This window comes from Corynebacterium sp. TAE3-ERU12 (genome assembly GCF_019209905.1).
Taxonomy (GTDB): domain Bacteria; phylum Actinomycetota; class Actinomycetes; order Mycobacteriales; family Mycobacteriaceae; genus Corynebacterium.
Window position 1 is genome coordinate 86593 of the sequence record NZ_JAHUTM010000001.1, and the last position, 19272, is coordinate 105864.

The window sequence follows — 19272 nt, forward strand, 5'->3', positions numbered from 1 at the left end:
GTGGGCGCGGGTAGGCGCGGGTCCTCGTGCCGGTGCCGGGCGCCCCTCTCGTCGCAGATCCGTACCAATTGCGCAAACCCGTACGGAATTTCGCACGGATCTGCGCAATTGGTACGGGTTTGCCGTCGGACACGCTTCCGGCCGGCGGCGGCGTCGGCGGCGGCGCCCCCAGCCGCCGAAGGACGCCTTATTTGCCGCGCCGAATAAAACGCACCAAGAAAACCACCGCAGCAATCAGCGCAATCAGCACTGCCAGCAACGCCACACTCAACAAACCCACGGTCAACCAATCGCCGTCCGCGATGGCCTCGAACAGGGGATTACGCGACAGTTCGACGCAGCCCCGCTCCTCAATAACCTGGTTGCCATCAACGAACTGGACAATATGGCCATCCTCACAGGTGCCGGTGGTCTCGAAGAAATTGTCCCGCCACTGCTCGTCGGAATTCGGCGGCACAGTCACCGTCGTAGTGGGAATCGACTCGGTATTGCTCATATGGATACCCCTTATATCGATATTGCGTGATACGAACATAAACCGCCCCCCCCACCACCACAACACCGAACACGATGAACGAACCCAGCGACGACACCCGCACCCGCACCTGCACCCGCGTGCTGCCCCTTCATAGCAGCCCAGGCGGACACCTCCTCATCAGCGCAACAGCCGCGGGGCTGACCAGTATCGACTTTCACCGCCCCACCGCCGGCGCCCATAACGTCGGCAAGCAACCAGCAGACACCCACCCAGCCACCGAGCACCTCGACGCGGCAGTCACCCAAATCCAGGAATACCTCGCCGGGCAGCGCCGCGACTTCGACCTAGTGCTCGACGTGCCCGCACTGCGCGGCGAGAGTTTCCGGGCGCGGGCGCTGCGGGCCATGCGGGCAATCCCATTCGGTGAGACGCGGACCTACGCCGAACTCGCTGCGCTGGCCGGTTCGGCGCGGGCGCACCGGGCGGCGGGGACGAGCTGCGCGACCAACCCGGTCCCGCTGGTGGTGCCGTGTCACCGGATCGTTCCGGCCAGTGGTGGTCTGGGGAGGTACGGGCCGGGCGCGGACTACAAAAAATGGTTATTGGAACATGAAATTTCTATCCGGATGGACAGTTAACCTACGCAACCGTAGGATGATGGAATATGACACCCGAGACCGCGGACACCCATAACCCCCGCGTCCCCTTCGACCGGGGGCCACGACCGCTACTGCGCGGCTGGCTACACGTCGGCGCCAGCATCGCCGCACTTATCGCAGGCATCGCCCTCATCTTCTTCGCCGTCCGCACCGGCAACAAAGAACTCGCCATCGCCACCATCGTCTACGTCGGCTGCTTCACCGGCGCCATGGGCGTCAGCGGCTTCTACCACCGCTGGCCATTCCGCCACGAAGCCACCGTGCAAGCCTGGCGTCGCGCCGACCACGCCATGATCGCCGTATTCATCGCCGGCACCTACGGGCCCGTCGTCGTCGGCTGCCTCGCGCCCGATATCGCCACCCAACTGCTCATCGCCTGCTGGGCATCCGCCCTGGCCGCCGTTTTCATCAACATCGTGTGGATCAACCACCCGCGCTGGCTCGCCGTACTCATCTACCTTTTCCTCGGCTGGCTCGTGCTGTGGCAAATCCCCGAACTCTGGCTCGGCGCCGGCCCCACCGTCGTCCTGCTGCTCGCCGCCGGCGGTGTCGTCTACTCCTTCGGCGCGCTTGTGTACGGCTTCAAGTGGCCCAACCCGTCGCCGCGCTGGTTCGGATTCCACGAGGTCTTCCACGCCGCTACCGTCGTCGCCGCCATTTTGCATCACATCGCGATCTGGATTGTCGTACTCAATCTGCAATAACGCCCCGCCAGCAGGCGATTGTGACGGCACCGGCCCGCTGCGTCTACGGTGAGCGCCATGACCACCAACAGCACCCAGTCCATCGACCACGCCGAACAGCTCGTCCGCGCCCGCCGCGCCACCCGCGTCTACCAACCAGGTGAGCTTGCCGACGCTGACGTGCGCCGTTACCTCGAGCTCGTCATGGAGGCGCCCAGCAGCTTCAATATCCAGGACCGCAGCGTCGTGGTGGTTCGCGACCCCGACGTGCGCGCCGCCCTGACCGAAGCCGCCAACGGGCAGCAGCAGGTGGCCAATGCGCCGCTGCTGCTCGCGTTTATCGCCGAGCCCAACGGCTGGCACGACACCCTCAGCGACCTGACCGTGGCCAACCTTGAATCCGGTTACTGGGATGATGCCGCCGCCACCGAACGCAACCGCATCATCACCGCTTTCCAAAATAAGCGTGCCGACGCTGGCCTCTCCCGCGAATTCGCCCTGCGTAATGCCATGATCGCCGCCAGCTACGGCATGATGCTCGCCCCGGCCTTCGGGTGGGCGTCCTCGCCGATGACCGGGTTCGACGCCGATCAGGCTGCCGAGGTGCTCGGGCTTTCCGACGGCGCGTTCGTCGCGTTGCTGCTTGCTGTCGGGGAGCCGGCGGAGTCGCCGGACAATCCCGGTCGCTTCCCGCTGGCCCGGCGGGTGTACGTGGACCAGTGGCAGGGCGCGGGGTACGGGGAGTAGGCGCTGCGGGCTGCGTGGCTGGGCGCTTGGACGCGCCTGGGTGCGCCTGGGTGCGCCCGGGTGCGCCTGGACGCCAAATCCGTACGAATTGCGCAGATCCGTGCGAAATTCCGTACGGGTTTGCGCAATTGGTACGGATCTGCGCTAGTGAGTGCGGGACGCGGCCGGGCAGCGGTGCGGGCAGCGGGCGGCGTCAACGTCGGAAAGCGGAGAGCTCATCAAGCCGGTAGCGCCCGACAAATTCGCCACCCCGGCCCTCCCGCTGGCTAAACGCCACCACCAACTGACGCACCCACTCCGGGTCAGACAACTGCTTCCACGTGCCGCGAAAAACACGCAAACCAGCGTTGACCAGCTGCGACTCCCGGTTCAGCTGCTTGCGCGCCACCGCCATCGGCGAACCGTACTTGCCGGAAGTCTTCACCAGGCCGTCGAACTCGACCACCAGCCCGCGATCCGGCCACATAAAATCGACCACCCCGATGCCACAACCCCGCGAGTCAAACACCTTGACCTGCTGCAACGGCTGCGGCAAACCATTGCGGGCACACACCCACCGCACCAACGACTCACCCGGCGTCTGGCTCCGATCACTGGCCAACGCGCACACCTCGCGCGCCTGCGCCACCCCAGAACGACTCGCGCAGCCCGCCAACACGCGAACCAGGTCCTGCCGTCGGCACCGGCCCCGCCACAACGCCGATTCCGCCGTCACCAGGCCCGATGACGGCCCATAGAATAATGCCGACTCCACAGCAGCGCGTGCCGACGTCGTCACCTGAATGCCGTCAACCCACTGAGTATCCCCATGCAGGCGATAATCGCGGCGGCGAATGGCCGTGCCGCGACGGCAACTACGCGAACCCGGGGCGACCACATCAACCACCAGGCCCGGCGGCAGAAGATGCCCCAGGCCAAGCACCGACGCCGCGGCCGGACCCGCCAACACCGCGTCCGGGAAACGCAGACCGACCGCGCGGGCGCGCAACGCGAACTGCTCATGCGGCGGGCGGTCCTCCGGGCGGGCGTACACACCGCGGATAACGGGTGCGAGCTCACCGCGGCGCAGCATCGATTGCAGCACCCGCAGGCCTTGCGGGGACTGGGCGTTGCGCAGCACCAGCCCCGATTCCGTATTGATCACCAATGATTCCCGCTCGTCGCTCATTTCAGCGGCCCCCTCCGTTGACGTCGTTACTACTTAGACGCCACGAACACCGGTTCTGGTTCCGTGCCATCCGAAAATTTCGGCGGCGGGGTGGGCAAACGGGTGGGGGAAACCGGTTGGGAAAGGGTTGGTGATGACAGATCCGTACCAATTGCGCAAACCCGTACGGAATTTCGCACGGATCTGCGCAATTCGTACGGATCTGCGCAATTCGTACGGATCTGCGGCTGGGGGCGGCTGGGGGTGGCTTGCCGACGGTGGCGCCGACGGGCACGTCCGACGGTGGCGCCGCCCGCCGCTGCCGACGGTGGCGCTGCCGCCCGCCCCACCTAACCGAGCGACATGGCCAGGTCCACGGCCTGCTTAATGGCCCGCTTGGCATCAAGCTCGGCCGCAACGTCGGCACCGCCAATGACAGTGACGCGATCAGGCAGGGCGGCGCGGGCGGCGTCGTCAAGCGGCTCGGTGCGCCCCAGCGGCGCCAATTCCGACACCTGGCCGGTGCACAGAATGACAGAGTCAACCGGAATGACCTGGTCTTCCCCGTTTTCAGTGATGTGCAGGCCTTCGTCGTCGATACGGCGGTAGCTCACCCCGGTGTGGTGGTGCACGCCAGCTTTTTTCAGTTCGGCGCGGTGCACCCAGCCGGTGGTCTTGCCCAGGTTTTTGCCGATGCGGGTCTCCTTGCGCTGCAGGATGTGCACCTCGCGGTCGATGGCGCCGGGGGCGTCCTCGTGGGCGATGGGTTCGGTCAGGCCGGCGCGGAACTCGGCCGGGTCCGCCACGCCCCACAGTTTCGACCACTCGGCGACGCTCTGGTTGGACTCGCGGGTGAGGAACTCAGCGACGTCGATACCAATACCGCCGGCGCCGAGAATCGCCACCCGCTCGCCGGCGATTTTCGCCCCGGACAGCAGTTCGTCGTACCGGATGACGCTGGGGTGGTCGATGCCGGCGATGCTCGGCACACGCGGAGTCACGCCTGAGGCGACAACCACGTGGTCGAATTCGCCCAGGTCATCGACGTCAACGCGGGTGCCTAGGTGCACCGGCACGGCAAGGACTTCCAGGCGCCGGCGGAAGTACCGCAGCGTCTCGGCGTAGTCCTCCTTGCCCGGAATCCGGGCAGCCAACCGGAATTGGCCACCAATGGATTGGCTGGCTTCGAAAATCTCGACTGTGTGTCCGCGGTTGGCGGCTGCTTCGGCGAAGGCCAGGCCGGCGACTCCGGCGCCTATGACGGCGATGCGTTGGGTGGTTCGCGGCGGCACCATTTTGGGGAAGAGTTCCAGTTCGCGCCCGGCTACCGGGTTGACCAGGCAGGATGCGCGTTTGTTGGCGAAGGTGTGGTCGAGGCAGGCCTGGTTGCAGGCGATGCAGGTATTGACTTCGTCGGCACGCCCGGCGGCGGCTTTATTCAGCATGTCGGGGTCGGCGAGGAGTGGGCGGGCCATGGAGATGAGGTCGGCGTCGCCGCGTTCGAGGATCGCTTCGGCCAGTTGGGGGCTGTTGATGCGGTTGGAGGCGCATACGGTCACATTGGCGTCCCGACGCAGCCGCCCGGACAGTTCCGCGAATGCTGCGCGCGGCACTGAGGTGACGATGGTGGGGACGCGGGCTTCGTGCCAGCCGATGCCGGTATTGAAAACGTCGACGCCAGCGTCGGAAAGCAATCCGGCCAGTTCGATGGTTTCGTCCCAGGTTTGGCCGTCTTCGACCAGGTCAAGTAGTGAAATGCGGTATTGGAGGAGGAAGTCGGCGCCGACCTCGTCGCGGATTCGGCGCACAATTTCCACGGGGAAGCGCATGCGTTTTTCCGCGGACCCGCCCCAGGCGTCGGTGCGGTGGTTGGTGCGCGCGGCGAGGAATTGGTTGATGAGGTAGCCCTCGGACCCCATGATTTCGATGCCGTCGTAGCCGGCGGCCTTGGCTAGTTTCGCGGCCCGCACGTAGGCGTTGATGGTGCGGCGGACGCCGAAGCCGGTGAGTTTGCGGGCTTTGAATGGGGTGATGGGGGATTTGGTGGTGCTCGCGCTGCGGTTGAGGGGGTGGTAGCCGTACCGGCCGGCGTGGAGGAGTTGCAGTACGACGTGGGAGTTGTGTTCGTGGATGGCGTCGGTGACGTGGCGGTGGTTGCGGGCCATGCGTTTGGACGCCATGAGGGAGCCGGCGGGCAGGAGCCAGCCCTCCACATTGGGTGCGTATCCGCCGGTGACGATGAGTCCGGTGCCGCCTTCGGCGCGGCGGGCGAGGTATGCGGCGAGTTGGGGGATGTCTTTGGTGCGGTCTTCCAGGCCGGCGTGCATCGATCCCATGACGAGGCGGTTGCGCAGGGTGAGCGGGCCGACGTTCAGGGGTGCGGTCAGGTGTGGGTATGGGGTGTTCGGTGCGGGCTGGTTGGGCTGAACCATGGCGAGATTGTTGCACGTGGGCGGGGCGTGCCGGGCCATTTCGGGGAAATAACTAAAGGAGCTTCTTAGTTACGCGGGCGTAGGCTAAAAATGTCGGCTTACCAGTGTCGATAGTGGTCTGCTTAGGCGAGGCTACAATGAGCTGTCGGTTGCTTGCCGACGGTAGTTGCTTGCCGACGGTGACGCCGGCGGAAGGAGAAGACAGTGGCGCAGTCACGAGTGCTTCGCGCGGTCCCGGCGGTCTATGGCTGGTTGCTTACCTGCTACGCCGTGGTGGCGTTGGTTTTTAGTGTGGTGTCGCCACTGCGCGGCAATCTGCGCGGTATCCGCGAGCTGCTCGATATTGTGCTGCTGCCGATCCCGGAATACTCGGTGTCGTGGGCGTTGGTGTTGTTCATTATCGCCGCTGGCATTTTCGCTCGGAAGCGTGCCGCCTGGTGGGTGATTGTCACCATCACCGCCGCGAGCAATGTGTACAACCTTGGCGTGCTGGCAGGCGTTGACCTGGGCGAATCGAGTCCGGCGGGGCTGTATTGGATAGGTGTGGGCACCCAGACGCTTATCCTCATTGCGCTGGTGCTGACCAGGGACCTGTTTCCCGCACAGGTGCGTCGCGCCGCAGTTGGCCGGGCGGTGGGGGTATTCGCGCTGCTGGTGATTATCGGCACGGCCTGTGGTTGGGCGTTGGTGCGGACTTTCCCTGGTACGGGCCCGGCGGCATTGGTGGCCGAGGATCGGTTCTGGTGGACGCTGAACCGCGTGCTGGGGTTTTCTTTATTGCCGTTGAATCAGTTCGACGGCCACCCGCCGCAGTGGGTTGCCTTGGTGGTGAGTTTTTTCGGGGCGGTTGCTCTTCTTGGGGCGGTGTTTACCCTGTTGCGGTCCCAGGGCGGGCAAAATTCGCTTACTGCTGCTGACGAGACGGCTATCCGCGCGATGCTCACCCGGTGGGGTGCGAATGATTCTTTGGGGTATTTCGCCACCCGCCGGGATAAGTCGGTGGTCTACGCCAATTCGGGCCGTGCCGCGGTGTCGTACCGGGTGGAGGTCGGGGTCATTTTGGCTTCCGGTGACCCTATTGGTGACCCGGATCATTGGGACAGCGCCATCACGAATTTTTTGTTGATGGCCCGGAATTATGGCTGGACCCCGGCGGTGATGGGCGCCTCGGCGGCGGGTGCACGGGCGTGGCGCCGCGCCGGGCTCAGTGAGTTCCACCTGGGCGATGAGGCGATTATTGACACTGCTGATTACCGCATTTCGGGCCCGGATCGGAAGGCGCTGCGGCAGGCGGTGCACCGCGCGGGCAATGCGGGGGTGAGTGTGCGGATTCGTCGGCATGGGGAGATCAGTGCTGATGAGTTCGTCGCTATTAGTGCCGATGCGGATCGGTGGCGGGACACGACCGATGAGCGTGGTTTTTCGATGGCGCTGGGCCGGCTCGGCGACCCCGCCGATAGTGAGAACCTGCTGGTTGAGGCTTTGCACGGGGGCAAGCGGGTGGCGTTGTTGAGCTTTTCGCCGTGGGGCCGCACCGGTGCGTCGCTGGATACGATGCGCCGGGCTCCGCAGGCGCCGAATGGGTGCGTGGAGTTGATGGTGACGTCCCTGTGCCAGAACGCCGACGGGGTGGGGGTGCGCCGGATTTCGTTGAATTTCGCGGTTTTTCGTACCGTGTTCGCCTCTGAGGATGAGCTGGGTGTGGGCCCGTTGCTGCGCCTGAACCGTGGGGTGCTGACGTTCTTATCCCGCTTTTGGCAGATGGAGGCGTTGTACCGGTCGAATCAGAAGTACGCCCCGCAGTGGGTGCCGCGGTATGTGTGTTTCGCCAACCGCCGTACGTTGCCGTCGGTGGCTTTGGCCGGTGGTATTGCGGAGGGCTTCATGCCGTGGCCGCAGCGCACGGGCCGGCTGAAGCATTCCACGACGTCGGCGACGAGCCCGGCCGCCCGGGCTGCCTATGCCGCGGTGCCGGATATTCTTGCTGGTGGTGCGCCCGCCCCGCGTCGCATTCCGGAGCAGACCGCCGCCCGTATCGCCGAGGCCACCGCCATGCAGGCCAGTGGGGTGAACCCGTGGCCGGTTGCTGCGGCGCCGGATACGCCGTGTGCTGGTATCGCCGGCGCTGTTGCCCAGGGCAGCCGCGAGGTGCTGTCGATTGCTGGTCGCGTATTGGCCAAGCGTGATTTCGGTGGCGTGATTTTCCTGCGGGTGCGTGATTTCACCGGCGACTGCCAGGTCCTCGTGGAGCGCACCAGTGCCGCCTACCAGGTGCTTTCCGACGTTGACCTCGCCGATCTGGTGCGTGTCGACGGTGTTGCGGGCAGGTCCGATAAAGGCGAACCCTCGCTATTTGCTGACTCTGCGCAGCTGACCGCCAAGGGCCTGCACCCACTGCCCGATAAGCGTCGTGGCCTGCGGGACCCGGAGACGCGAGTGCGCAATAGGCATGTCGACCTGGCCGTCGGCAAGCAATCCCGGGAAGCGTTGGTGGCACGGTCGGCGATTCTGCAGGCAGTGCGCGGCGTGCTCGTCGGCAAGCAGTACCTCGAGGTGGAGACGCCGATTCTGCAGCAAGTACACGGCGGGGCGAATGCGCGGCCATTCCGGACCCATATCAACGCCTATGACCAGGACGTGTACCTGCGAATTGCGCCGGAGCTGTACCTGAAACGCCTGCTGTGCGGCGGTGTGGAGCGCGTATTTGAGCTTGGCCGGACATTCCGGAATGAGGGTGTTGATGCGACACATAACCCCGAATTCACCATCCTCGAGGCATACGAAATATACGGCGACTACACCTCCATGCGGCTGCTGTGCCAACACATCGTGCAGCAGGCCGCCATCGCCGCCAATGGGCAGTGCACAGTGCCGGGGCCCGACGGGCAGCCGGTGGATATTTCCGGGGACTGGCCGGTAGTGCGGTTCTTCGACGCGATCACCACGGCGCTGCGGGCGCGCGGAATCGAGACCGAGCAGCTCACTGCAGCCACCGACGCCGCCACCCTGCGCAGGCTATGCGACCAGGCCGGGGTGCCGCACCGGCCGGACTGGGACGCCGGGCAGATTTCGCTGGAAATGTATGAGCGCCTGGTGGAGGAGCACACCGGCCGGCCGACGTTCTACACCGATTTCCCCACCAGCGTGTCCCCGCTCACCCGCGCGCACCGCAGCGAGCCTGGGGTGGCCGAACGGTGGGACCTGGTGGCCTGGGGAGTGGAGCTGGGTACTGCCTATACCGAACTGACCGACCCCCTGGAGCAGCGCCGCCGCCTGGAGCAGCAATCTTTGCTGGCCGCTGACGGTGACCCGGAGGCGATGGAAGTTGATGAAGATTTCCTGCGTGCCCTGGAATTCGGGATGCCGCCCACCGGTGGGTTGGGTATGGGCATCGACAGATTAGTGATGCTCATTACCGGTTTAAGTATCCGCGACAGCCTGCCGTTTCCCTTCGTGCGGCCCGAAGCCGACCCGCGCGGCTAGGGTAGGAAAGCGTGAAGATTCCTACCCGATACCAGCTTCTCCTCATCGCCGCGTTGTCGGTGGTGGCGTTGGTGTCGCTAGGCATTGTGGTGTTCGAGCCGGAGTGGTCTGAGGATACCGCCGACCGCGAGCCGACCGCGTCGGCGCAGCCCGCACCGCAGCGGCCGGGCCCCGAAGCGTGGCTCGAATACGGTCGCCTCGACTCCGGCACCGGTGAGCTCGTCGCACCCGATGCCCGGGTGGCCTACGGCGAGGGGCCCCGCCAATTCGGTGACCTCTACGTGCCGCGGGTGCTCGACCCCGCCTTGCCGGTGCCGCTGGTGGTTATGATCCACGGCGGCGGCTGGACCCAACAATCCACCCTAGAAGGCATGAATGCCCTGGCCAGCGACATGGTTTCGCGTGGGGTCGCGGTGTGGAATATCGAGTACCGGGGCACCGTGCCCGGCGCCGATGCGGCAACAGACCCCAATATCGGTGGCTGGCCCGGCACCTACGACGATGTCGCCGCGGCGATTGACTTCATCCCCAACCTGCACTCCAGCTCCCCGGTGGCCCTGGACCTATCCCGGGTGGTGGTCACCGGGATCAGTGCGGGTGGCAACCTCACCGCGTGGGTGTCGACACGCCAGGTGCTGCCCCCGGAAGCCCCCGGCGCGAACCCGGGTTTCATCCCGCTGGCATACGTGCCGGTGGCTGGGGTGTACGACATGGCGCTTGCCCATAGTCGCCAGGATCGGTTTGTGGCGGCCCTGCTCGGCGGCACCCCGGAGGATGTGCCAGACCATTATCGCCTGGCCTCGCCGGCGCAGAATATTGACATCACGAAGCAGTTGACCATCCTGCACGGCCGCAATGACCAGGTCGTCAACGTCGAGCAGGCCACGGTGTACGCGGACCGTATCGCTGCGGCTGGCGGCACGGTTGATGTGCGGCTTTTCGATGACGCCGCCCATTCGTCGTGGGCTGATCCAAATGCGGTGCCGTGGCAGTCGGCACGCGAGGCGATCCTGGATCATCTGGCCGGCTGAGCCTGTGGGGCATTGGGGGCCCCGGCGCTATTGTGGGCCCATGACGAATCGAATCGCAGTCATCACCGGCGCCTCTTCCGGTATTGGCGCCGCCACCGCCGAGCAGCTTGCTGCCGCTGGCTGGGAGGTCCACCTGTGTGCCCGCCGTACCGGTAACCTGCAGCGTTTAGCCGACAGCATTACCAATAATGGTGGTGTGGCCGAGGTGCACACCGTCGATATCACCAACCAGGAGCAGGTCGATGCGCTTGCCGACGCCCTGGCCGGCCGCGGTGTCGGTGTGTTGGTGAATAACGCCGGCGGCGCCTGGGGGCTGGAAAGCGTTGAGGACGCTGTCGAAGAGAAGTGGCGCTGGATGTACGAGGTCAACGTGCTGGGCACCTTGCGGGTGACCCGTGCGCTACTGCCGGAACTGAAGTCCGCCTCCGGCGCGGTGATTAACGTCGGTTCGGTGGCTGGCCGCTTCAACTACGTCGGCGGTGCGGGCTATAACGCCGCCAAGCATGGTGAGCGTTCGCTGACTGAGGTGCTGCGCAAGGAAATCGCCGCCGATGGTGTGCGCGTCACCGAGGTCGACCCCGGCCGTGTGCAGACCGACTTCTCCCTGGTGCGTTTCGATGGCGATGCCGAGAAGGCCGACGCTGTCTACGCGGGGAAGGAAAATCTCACTGCCGAGGATATTGGTGAGGTAATCCGTTTCGTGGCGGACCGCCCAGCCCACGTCAATATCGACTTCGTGCAGGTCACCCCGATCGACCAGACCTCTATTTAAGGTGCATATGACTGAGACTCCACAGAACACCACCCGCCCCATTGCCCTGGTCACTGGTGCGAGCCGCGGTATTGGCCGCGCCATTGCCCACGACCTGGGCCGCGACCACCACGTTGTGTGCGGCGCCACCAGTGTCGATGGCGCCCAGGCGATTGCCGACGAGCTGGACTCGGCCTCGACATTTGTCTGCGACGTCACCTCGGATACGGACCTCGCTGCCGCCGTCGGCAAGCTGGGCCTGGAACGCCTCGACGTCTTGGTGCACAACGCCGGCATTAACGACGAAGGAACCATCGCGGAAACCGAGCGGGACCGGTGGCGGCGCATTTTCGAGGTCAACGTATTCGCGGTGGCCGAACTGTCTCGCCTGCTGCTGCCTGCCCTGCGCGCCGCCCGCGGCACCGTGGTGATGATTAACTCTGGGTCCGGGTACATGTCAGGCCCGAAGCAGGGGCCATACTCCGGCACGAAATTCGCGCTGCGTGCCCTGACCATGGCGATGCGCGAGGAAGAACGCGGCACGGTGCGGGTGTGCTCGGTGCATCCGGGCAAGGTCGATACCGATATGCAGGTGGAAATCCAGACCCGCCGCGGCAACGGGCCGGACACCTACGACGGCAGCGTCTACGTGCGGCCCGAGTCCATTGCCGGGGCGGTGCGGCTGTGCGTGGACACCACCGACGAGTCCATCGTTGAGGAAGTTACGGTGCGGCCGGTGCGGCGGTGGCTGGGGCGGCGGTAGCTGGGGCGCGGTAGCTGGGGCGGTGGCTGGGGTGGGCTGCCGGCTGCCTTTTCGCCGTCTTTCGCGCCCGGTGTCGCCCTCTTTCGGCAGATCCGTACCAATTGCGCAGATCCGTGCGAAATTTCGTACGGATCTGCGCAATTGGTACGGGTTTGTGCGCGGGAGGCGTTAGCGGGGCTGTCAGGTGCCGCGCCCGCGCCCGCGCCTGCACCCCACGCGCCACACCCACCTCACGCGCCACACGCACGCATCACACACCCCACACGCACCACACACGCCGTGCACCCGCTCAGCACCCCAGCAGCAGCACCGAACCGCCGCGACGATGCCGCTGTTTCACCGTTGCTTGCTACCATCCCGGGGCAAGCGTAAATAATCCCAGGACCCTAGTGAGGTATCCATGTCACGCCCCAACCCTTACGGCGAGCCCGAGTACCAGAACCAGTATCCGGGCCAGTACCAGGACCAGTACCAGGGTCAATACCAGGGCCAGCAGTACCAGGAGCCCCCGGCGCAGAAGGGTCTCATCGCCGGTCGCCTCGATGGCAAGAGCCTGGCGGCCAATATTGGCATCACTGCGTTGCTCGGCGGCGTTATTACTGGCGCTTTGGTCTGGCTGGTTGACGCCATCGTCACGAGCCTCACCGGTTACGCGAATGACACGCTGTCCGCCGCTGTCGGCTGGGCTTTGCTGTGCATTGTGTTCGCCATTATTGGCGGCGCGTTGGCGATTCCGGCTTATATGACGTCGAATACTGGCCTGTTCAAGGCTGCGGTTGTGGCTATTGGTGCGGTCGCTATTGTGGTGCGCGTCTTTATGGGCGGCCTGCTCGACGGGGACTGGAATAGCCTGATTGAGTTGACCGGCATTGCCTGCACGGTCGCTGTGGTTAATACGGTTCCGGGTCGTGTTCGCGCTGCCGACGTGTACGTCTAAATCAGGTCGCTACCGGCGATAATAATGCCGCGCCCCCTTCGTTGGGAGCGCGGCATTTTTCTTGTGGTGTCGGCGTTGGTGCTTGCCGACGTTGTGGGCTGGCGGGCGCCTAAGCGTCCTGCATATCGGGCAGTTCGCGCTTGAGCACCTTGCCGGTGTCGTTGCGGGGCAGGTCGTCCATCCAGAACACGTCGCGGGGTTCGGCCTGCTCGATGAGGCAGTCCACCACGTGGCGCTTGACGTCATCCTCGGTCAGGGCCTGGCCGACCTCATTGTCCTCGCGGACCACGTAGGCCACGAGGCGGGACTTGATCGGGTCGGTCTTGTCGCCGCGGACGAAGACGTCTTTCACACCGGGCAGGGTGCCCAGGGCTTCTTCGGCTTCCAGCGGGAAGATGTTTTCGCCGCCGTTGATGATCATGTCGTCGGCACGCCCGCATACGTGCAGGTAGCCCTTCTCATCGAGGTAGCCGAGGTCACCAATGGCGACCTGGCCGTCGATGATGTCGATCGGGATGTCCGGGTTGGTGTAGCCCTTGAACATCATGCCGTTGGCCGAGTAGATGCGGCCGATGGTGCCGGTGGGAACCACGCGGCCCTGTTCATCACGAATGGACAGGGCAACACCGGGCATGGCGCGGCCGGCGGTCTCCGGGTTGGCGGCGAGTTCCTTAGCGGAGGCGGTAGAGACCTGGCCGATCTCGGTGGAGCCGTAGAAGTTGCAGGTCACCGGGCCGAAGCGGGCATTGAGCTTGCGCACCAGCCAGGCCGGCATGGCATTGCCGGCGGACACAATGAACCGCGGCTGGTGGAGGTTAAAGGCGCGGGTTGCTTCCTCGGCCTCCAGCATCTCCTTGAGGAATACGACGGAGGACACGTAGGCATTCACGCCGTGCTTCTCGGCGTCCTCCATGCACTTGACCGGGTCGAAGACGCGGCGCAGCACCAGCGTGGAGCGCGCGGCCAGGGCGATATTGAGGTTCGCCCAGCCCCAGGCGTGGAAGATCGAGGCGGTCTGCTGCACCACCTGGTACGGGCGCCACGGGATGCGCTGCAGAATGCCGGCGGCGGCCTTCGGGGTGAGCGGTTCACCGTAGATAACGCCCTTCGGGGTGCCGGTGGTGCCCGAGGACATGATGATGATCCGGCCCTTGCGGTTGGTCAGGGCGAATTTGGAGCGGCCGCCGGTGGCGATGCGCTCCGACAGGGTCGTCCAGCCGGGTTTGAGCTGCGGCGGGTTGTCCTTATCGGAAATGTGCACGACGGTGACTTTGACGTCGGGGTGCGCCTCGGTCGGAATGCGGTCGAGGAATTCGTCGTCGACGAAGAGGTAGTCGATATTGTGCTCGGCGAAGATCCGGTCGAGCTGCTGCTTGGAGGACCCGACGTTCAGGAGCAGCACATCGCAGCCGAGGAAGCCCTTCGCGGCCAGCGGGAAAATAATGCCGCGGCCGTTGCGGGCCATGATCGCCATCCGGGAGCCAGGGCCGACGCCCTCGTCCTTGAGGTTACGGGCCAGGGCGGTGGCCTGGTCGTCGAGTTCCTGGTAGGTCAGCTGGCCGTCATCGTCGATGATGGCGGTGTGGTCGCCCGCGCGACAGCTGGACCGACGAATCTGGGCGGCAGTGGAGAAACCCCAGCGCACGGCGCCTTCCACGAATTTCGCGGCCTGCACTGGCCCGCCGACGTTCAGCATGCCGGTGCGGATAATCGGCGGAATCGCCTGCAGCATGTGGATGGCCTCGTGCTTGGCCGGAACGCCATGCTTTTTCTCCGGGTAGTACTCGGATTTCGGCATTGCGGGTTGAGACGTCGATCCCTGGGGGCTGGTCACAGTGGTTCTCCTCGGCACATTAGAAATGGGGCCCGGCGCGGGTGAATCGGAGCCCAAATATCGAACTATACCCAGATTGTGACCATATTGTGTTAATTTTGTCGCCTTCTGGGACTACTCAGCGTCGGTGTCGGCATGCGGGCGCGCAGCCATCGTCGATGCCGGGTCGCCTTCGCGGGCCTCGTCGATATAGCGCGGCACCACCTTGCCGGCACCATTGCGCGGCAGGTGATCCATGAAGATCACCTTGTCCGGCACCGACCAGGACGCCAGGTGCGTGCCGACGTAGGACTGGATGGCCTCCGCCGAGAGCTGCTCGCCTTCGGAGGTGTCATCGCGCACCACGTAGAGGTGCAGTTCGGCGATGAGGTCATCGTCTTGCACGCCGCGGGCGTAGATATCGGCCACGCCGGGCATTGGGCCGACGAGCTCTTCAACCTCGCGGGGGAAGACATTCTCGCCGCCCTTGATGATCATGTCGTCGGAACGGCCACAGATATAGAGGTATCCGTTCTCATCCATGCGGGCGGTGTCGCCGATCTCGAACATGCCGTCAACGGTGGTGTACTTATCGTCCTCGGACAGGTAGCCCTTGAAGGTCATTTCCTGGACGCAGTGCAGGCGACCAATTTCGCCGCGCGGGACCTCGTTATTGTTCTCGTCGAGCAGTGCCAGGCGCACACCAATCGCCGGGCGGCCAGCGGTATCCGGCATGGCGGCAAGTTCCGGGCCGGTGGCGATGGTGGTCAGGCCGGCCTCGGTGGAGCCGTAGAAATTGCACACCACGGGCCCGAAGCGTCGGGTCAGGGCGGTGACTAGCCAGGCCGGGATGGCGTTACCGGAGGACACCATGAACTTGAACGGGCCGATCTTGGTGTCCGGTTGTGCGTCGAGCTCGTCTTTGAGGAAGCGCAGCCAGATGGCGGCGGAAATCATACCGTTGACGCCATACTGTTTGCACTGCTCAATGCACTTTTTCGCGTCGAAGATGCGGTGCGTGACAAGGGTGGCGCCGGTGCCCATGGCGATAATGACATTTGCCCAGCCCCAGGCGTGGAACATGGAGGCGGCCTGGTGGATGACCAGATTGCGGCGCCACGGCACGCGGTCGACGATAGCGCCGAGGGTGGCCGGGGTTTTCGGCTCATCACGCATGATGCCCTTGGGCAGGCCGGTGGTGCCGGAGGACATGATGACAATGCGGGACTGCTTCGGGCGGTCTTCCAGCTTGGCCTTGGAATGCAGGCCGGAGTCGATGAGGTCCTGCATGACCAGGGCGCCTTCGGGCAGGCCGGAGCGGTCATTGGGGTCTTCGAGGTGCGTGATGACGATCTGGCAGCCGTGCATATCCTCCGGCAGCTGCGGCAGGAACTCCTCGTCAATGAAGAGGTAGTTGATGTTATTGCGCTCGACCAGGGCGTCGATCTGGGAGGGGGAAGCGCCGATATTCATCAGCATGATGCGAGCGCCGGTGAAGGCCTTCATCGCCATCGGGATGATGATGCCGCGGCCATTGCGGGCGATGACGCCGAAGGAGGATTCATTATTCATGCCGCGGTCGATGAGCTCTTTGGTCATCTGGACGGTCTGGTCACGCAGTTCGGTATAGGTGAGCTCGCCCAGATCGTCGACTAGGGCTAGTCGGTTGGGGTAGCGCAGTGCGCCCATATTGATAAGTGCTGCCACAGAGAAACCCCAGCGTCGCAGGTAGTTCGCTATTTTGGGGGCCTGAGCGGGCGTCATGTAGAGCGCACCCGATTCCATGAGTGGTTTAACGGACTGCAGTGCAGCTTTGACCTGGAAGGAAATGGGGTTGTGGGGTACGACGTTCGTCTCAGTTTTCATTGGCTATGAACTCCTTCGCAGGCAATCGGGTGGCGGCCGAAATAATAGTCTCGATAGGCTAACAAAACAATTCTGTGTTTTAGCGCAGCCTTATGGCTAGACACGTTCTAAATATCGGCCGCGGCACAGCAAGTGTTACAGATTGGTCACAAAATGAACAATGCGGCGTACACCCAATCCACGATCAGGGGTACGCCGCACTGCGGCCAACACTCACGTCAAGCCGATTGCGCCCGACTTAAGCCTCATCGACGCCAGCGTCGTTAAGCATCGGTACTTCAAGCAACGCCTCCGGCACGCCGAACGCGTCGACAAGCACCTGCGACCACGGGCCAAGCGAATCAACCAGGTCATTCACGGCAGCACGGGCAGCCTTCGTGCGCGAACCAGTAAGGATATTCTGCTCCTGGTACCAACCGGAGTGCTCATCAATAACCGACAGCGCGAACAGATTCCGCACCTGCTGGAACACCTCAGTGGCTTCATCCGCCGGGTCCATCTTGGCCTCAGCCTCAGCCAGCGCCTCCAACAACAAGGTGTCAATCCGGGCAAAACCGCAGGCGATCAAGTGATCCTGGGCCTCATCAACAGCCCGCACCGCATCCTCGGGCTCCATCTTCTTCGCGCCCCGCAGGCGCCGGGCCAGGGACTTCAGCAGATTCTGCTCACGGTCCTCAAATAGCTGCACCTGGTAGGCCAGGTCGAACATGGACTCTTCATCACGGTCCGAAATCCGGTCCAGCAGCGACTGAATCGTGGTGGTCACCGTGGTACGCCGCCGCACCAGGTCAGAAATATTGTCCACGCCGAAGCGCAGCATATCCATCGGATCCAGGTCCGCCATATCGCGCGCATACGCGGTCAGCAGCTCTTTGCCCACCATCTGCACGAGGACCATATTGTCGCCCTCAAAGGTGGTGAAAACATCGGAGTCATCCTTGAAGATCGGCAGCAGATTCTCTGCCATATAGCCAGCGCCGCCACATGCCTCACGACATTCCTGGATGGCAAAAGTGGCGTGCTCAGTATTGGCGACCTTCACCGCAGCGGCCAGGGACTCCATTTCCCGCTGCTGCCACTGCTGTTCCTCGGTGGGGTTAGCCACATCCCACTTGCCGTGGTCAATCAACTGCACCTGCTCGTGCAGACGCTCAATGGTCTGGTTCTGCAGCAGCGCCAGGGCATAACTGCGCGCCAGCAGCGGCAGCAGGCGCAGGCGGTGTGCACGGTGGTCGATGAGGCGCTTCTCATTACCGGGCAGGCCCTCAAACTGGCGCCGCCGCATCGCATAGCTCAAAGCCAGGGCCAGGGAGGTGCGCGTGGCAGCACCAGCAGCAGCACCGACAGAGATCCGGCCCCGGATCAGGGTGCCCAGCATGGTGAAGAAACGCCGATTCTTCGACTCAATAGGCGAGCTGTACTTCCCGTCGGCGCTGACATCAGCAAACCGGTTAAGCAGCGCCTCACGGGGCACCCGCACGTGGTCGAAGGAGAAAGTGCCGTTATCGACGCCGGTCAGGCCGCCCTTGAGGCCGTGGTCGCCGATGGTGACACCCGGCAAGGCATTGCCCTCGTCGTCACGCAACGGCACCAGCAGACAGTGCACGCCGTGGCTCTCGCCGGGCTCGCCGTTCTCATCTGGGGTGTGCAACTGCGCGAAGACGGCAGCCATCGTGCCGTGGCGAGCGGCATTGCCGATATAGACCTTCTCCGCAGAGGCAGTGGGGGAGTGGACCACGAACTCTTCGGTTTCGGGGTCGTAGGTGGCGGTGGTTTCCAGGTTCTGCACATCAGAGCCGTGGCCGCGCTCAGTCATGCCGAAGCAACCAAGCAGGTCCAGGTTGATGATGTCGCGCACGTACTTGGAGTGGCGTTCGGTGCCTAGCGCTTCGACCGCGCCGCCCCACAGGCCCCACTGCACGCCGGACTTAACCATCACGGAAAGATCGGCGTGGCCAATCATTTCCATGCCGGTCAGGGTGTCGCCGGTATTGCCGGTGCCGCCCTGGGCCTCGGTGAACGCGCCTAGTGGCAGGCCGCAGTCGCGTAGTTTCTCCAGGCGCGGGATGAGCGCGTCGCGGGCTTCATCCAGCGGTAGGCCGTACTGCGGTTGGAAAAATTCGTCGTCGAGTAGCTCGCGCATGATGGCGCGGCGCTCAGACCAGCGCCCGTCGAGGGCCTTCATGAGCGTCTCGGCTACCGCCGGGTTCGGCTCGGTGGGCAATTTTGACGGGCGATGGGAGCGCTCCGCGCCGTCCGAGGAGGCCTCATGGCCTCGTGTGCTGTCGGCGCTGGTGATGCCTTCGGTGTGGTCCAGGTCATCTTTGTTCGTCATGTGCCCAGGCTACGCGGATATATGACCAGGGTAAATAGGAAAATGCCGCAAAAGTGGGCACTGCGCGCAGCAATTGTTTAGGTGTCACTATCCTGCTTGCCGACGCTTAGGGCTGCCGACCTGGTCGTTAGCTGACGCACACGCGAC

The 19272-nt window shown here is 64.3% G+C and carries 14 protein-coding genes; 8 read left to right on the forward strand and 6 right to left on the reverse strand.

The window, feature by feature from the left end; genetic code table 11:
- Window positions 1-187: 187 nt before the first annotated feature.
- Window positions 188-496 carry a hypothetical protein gene (locus tag KRX51_RS00395; RefSeq protein ID WP_218361001.1) on the reverse strand — a complete coding sequence of 103 codons (309 nt, stop codon included), beginning with the start codon at window positions 494-496 and terminating at the stop codon, window positions 188-190.
- 74 nt (window positions 497-570) lie between these two features.
- Between KRX51_RS00395 and KRX51_RS00400 the strand changes: the two genes are divergently transcribed.
- The 3 genes from KRX51_RS00400 to KRX51_RS00410 are packed head-to-tail and all read left to right on the forward strand — an operon-like array spanning window position 571 to window position 2567.
- Window positions 571-1116, forward strand: a complete 546-nt coding sequence (locus tag KRX51_RS00400; protein ID WP_218361002.1) for a methylated-DNA--[protein]-cysteine S-methyltransferase — start codon at window positions 571-573, stop codon at window positions 1114-1116.
- Window positions 1117-1142: 26 nt separating this feature from the next.
- The gene (locus tag KRX51_RS00405) at window positions 1143-1841 is read left to right on the forward strand and encodes a hemolysin III family protein (protein ID WP_218361003.1); all 699 of its coding nucleotides are present in this window, start codon (window positions 1143-1145) and stop codon (window positions 1839-1841) included.
- A gap of 57 nt (window positions 1842-1898) precedes the next feature.
- Window positions 1899-2567 carry a nitroreductase family protein gene (locus KRX51_RS00410; protein ID WP_218361004.1) on the forward strand — a complete coding sequence of 223 codons (669 nt, stop codon included), beginning with the start codon at window positions 1899-1901 and terminating at the stop codon, window positions 2565-2567.
- Window positions 2568-2760: 193 nt separating this feature from the next.
- Here KRX51_RS00410 and KRX51_RS00415 read toward each other — a convergent pair whose 3' ends face one another.
- A complete protein-coding gene (locus KRX51_RS00415) occupies window positions 2761-3735 on the reverse strand; it encodes an endonuclease domain-containing protein (RefSeq protein ID WP_218361005.1) in 975 nt (324 codons plus the stop codon).
- Window positions 3736-4064: 329 nt separating this feature from the next.
- The gene (locus tag KRX51_RS00420) at window positions 4065-6146 is read right to left on the reverse strand and encodes an NADPH-dependent 2,4-dienoyl-CoA reductase (RefSeq protein ID WP_218361006.1); all 2082 of its coding nucleotides are present in this window, start codon (window positions 6144-6146) and stop codon (window positions 4065-4067) included.
- Window positions 6147-6350: 204 nt separating this feature from the next.
- Between KRX51_RS00420 and lysX the strand changes: the two genes are divergently transcribed.
- The 5 genes from lysX to KRX51_RS00445 all read left to right on the forward strand — a co-directional run bounded on the left by lysX (window position 6351) and on the right by KRX51_RS00445 (window position 13111).
- The gene (lysX, locus tag KRX51_RS00425) at window positions 6351-9629 is read left to right on the forward strand and encodes a bifunctional lysylphosphatidylglycerol synthetase/lysine--tRNA ligase LysX (RefSeq protein WP_218361007.1); all 3279 of its coding nucleotides are present in this window, start codon (window positions 6351-6353) and stop codon (window positions 9627-9629) included.
- An 11-nt stretch (window positions 9630-9640) separates the two neighbouring features.
- Window positions 9641-10660 (forward strand): prolyl oligopeptidase family serine peptidase, encoded by a 1020-nt coding sequence (locus KRX51_RS00430; protein ID WP_218361008.1) that lies wholly within the window; start codon window positions 9641-9643, stop codon window positions 10658-10660.
- 40 nt (window positions 10661-10700) lie between these two features.
- On the forward strand, window positions 10701-11432 hold the full coding sequence (locus tag KRX51_RS00435; protein WP_218361009.1) for an SDR family NAD(P)-dependent oxidoreductase: 732 nt from the start codon (window positions 10701-10703) through the stop codon (window positions 11430-11432).
- A gap of 7 nt (window positions 11433-11439) precedes the next feature.
- A complete protein-coding gene (locus KRX51_RS00440) occupies window positions 11440-12174 on the forward strand; it encodes an SDR family oxidoreductase (RefSeq protein WP_218361010.1) in 735 nt (244 codons plus the stop codon).
- 400 nt (window positions 12175-12574) lie between these two features.
- Window positions 12575-13111, forward strand: coding sequence for a hypothetical protein (locus KRX51_RS00445; RefSeq protein WP_218361011.1), 537 nt, complete (start codon window positions 12575-12577; stop codon window positions 13109-13111).
- Window positions 13112-13220: 109 nt separating this feature from the next.
- Here the strand turns inward: KRX51_RS00445 and KRX51_RS00450 are convergent, their stop codons facing one another.
- From KRX51_RS00450 to KRX51_RS00460, 3 genes are all read right to left on the reverse strand, one after another.
- Window positions 13221-14945 carry an AMP-binding protein gene (locus KRX51_RS00450; RefSeq protein ID WP_218361012.1) on the reverse strand — a complete coding sequence of 575 codons (1725 nt, stop codon included), beginning with the start codon at window positions 14943-14945 and terminating at the stop codon, window positions 13221-13223.
- Between the two features lie 114 nt (window positions 14946-15059).
- Window positions 15060-16790, reverse strand: a complete 1731-nt coding sequence (locus KRX51_RS00455) for an AMP-binding protein (protein WP_218361013.1) — start codon at window positions 16788-16790, stop codon at window positions 15060-15062.
- 238 nt (window positions 16791-17028) lie between these two features.
- Window positions 17029-19125, reverse strand: coding sequence for an acyl-CoA dehydrogenase family protein (locus KRX51_RS00460; protein ID WP_218361014.1), 2097 nt, complete (start codon window positions 19123-19125; stop codon window positions 17029-17031).
- Between the last annotated feature and the right edge of the window lie 147 nt (window positions 19126-19272).

What these genes read in the sequence shown, in the direction of transcription:
- KRX51_RS00460 (WP_218361014.1), bottom strand. Translation starts at nt 19,125, where the DNA reads ATGACGAACAAAGATGACCTGGACCACACCGAAGGCATCACCAGCGCC.
- KRX51_RS00400 (WP_218361002.1), top strand. Translation starts at nt 571, where the DNA reads ATGAACGAACCCAGCGACGACACCCGCACCCGCACCTGCACCCGCGTG.
- KRX51_RS00405 (WP_218361003.1), top strand. Translation starts at nt 1,143, where the DNA reads ATGACACCCGAGACCGCGGACACCCATAACCCCCGCGTCCCCTTCGAC.
- KRX51_RS00445 (WP_218361011.1), top strand. Translation starts at nt 12,575, where the DNA reads ATGTCACGCCCCAACCCTTACGGCGAGCCCGAGTACCAGAACCAGTAT.
- KRX51_RS00415 (WP_218361005.1), bottom strand. Translation starts at nt 3,735, where the DNA reads ATGAGCGACGAGCGGGAATCATTGGTGATCAATACGGAATCGGGGCTG.
- KRX51_RS00455 (WP_218361013.1), bottom strand. Translation starts at nt 16,790, where the DNA reads ATGAAAACTGAGACGAACGTCGTACCCCACAACCCCATTTCCTTCCAG.
- KRX51_RS00420 (WP_218361006.1), bottom strand. Translation starts at nt 6,146, where the DNA reads ATGGTTCAGCCCAACCAGCCCGCACCGAACACCCCATACCCACACCTG.
- KRX51_RS00395 (WP_218361001.1), bottom strand. Translation starts at nt 496, where the DNA reads ATGAGCAATACCGAGTCGATTCCCACTACGACGGTGACTGTGCCGCCG.
- KRX51_RS00440 (WP_218361010.1), top strand. Translation starts at nt 11,440, where the DNA reads ATGACTGAGACTCCACAGAACACCACCCGCCCCATTGCCCTGGTCACT.
- KRX51_RS00410 (WP_218361004.1), top strand. Translation starts at nt 1,899, where the DNA reads ATGACCACCAACAGCACCCAGTCCATCGACCACGCCGAACAGCTCGTC.
- KRX51_RS00435 (WP_218361009.1), top strand. Translation starts at nt 10,701, where the DNA reads ATGACGAATCGAATCGCAGTCATCACCGGCGCCTCTTCCGGTATTGGC.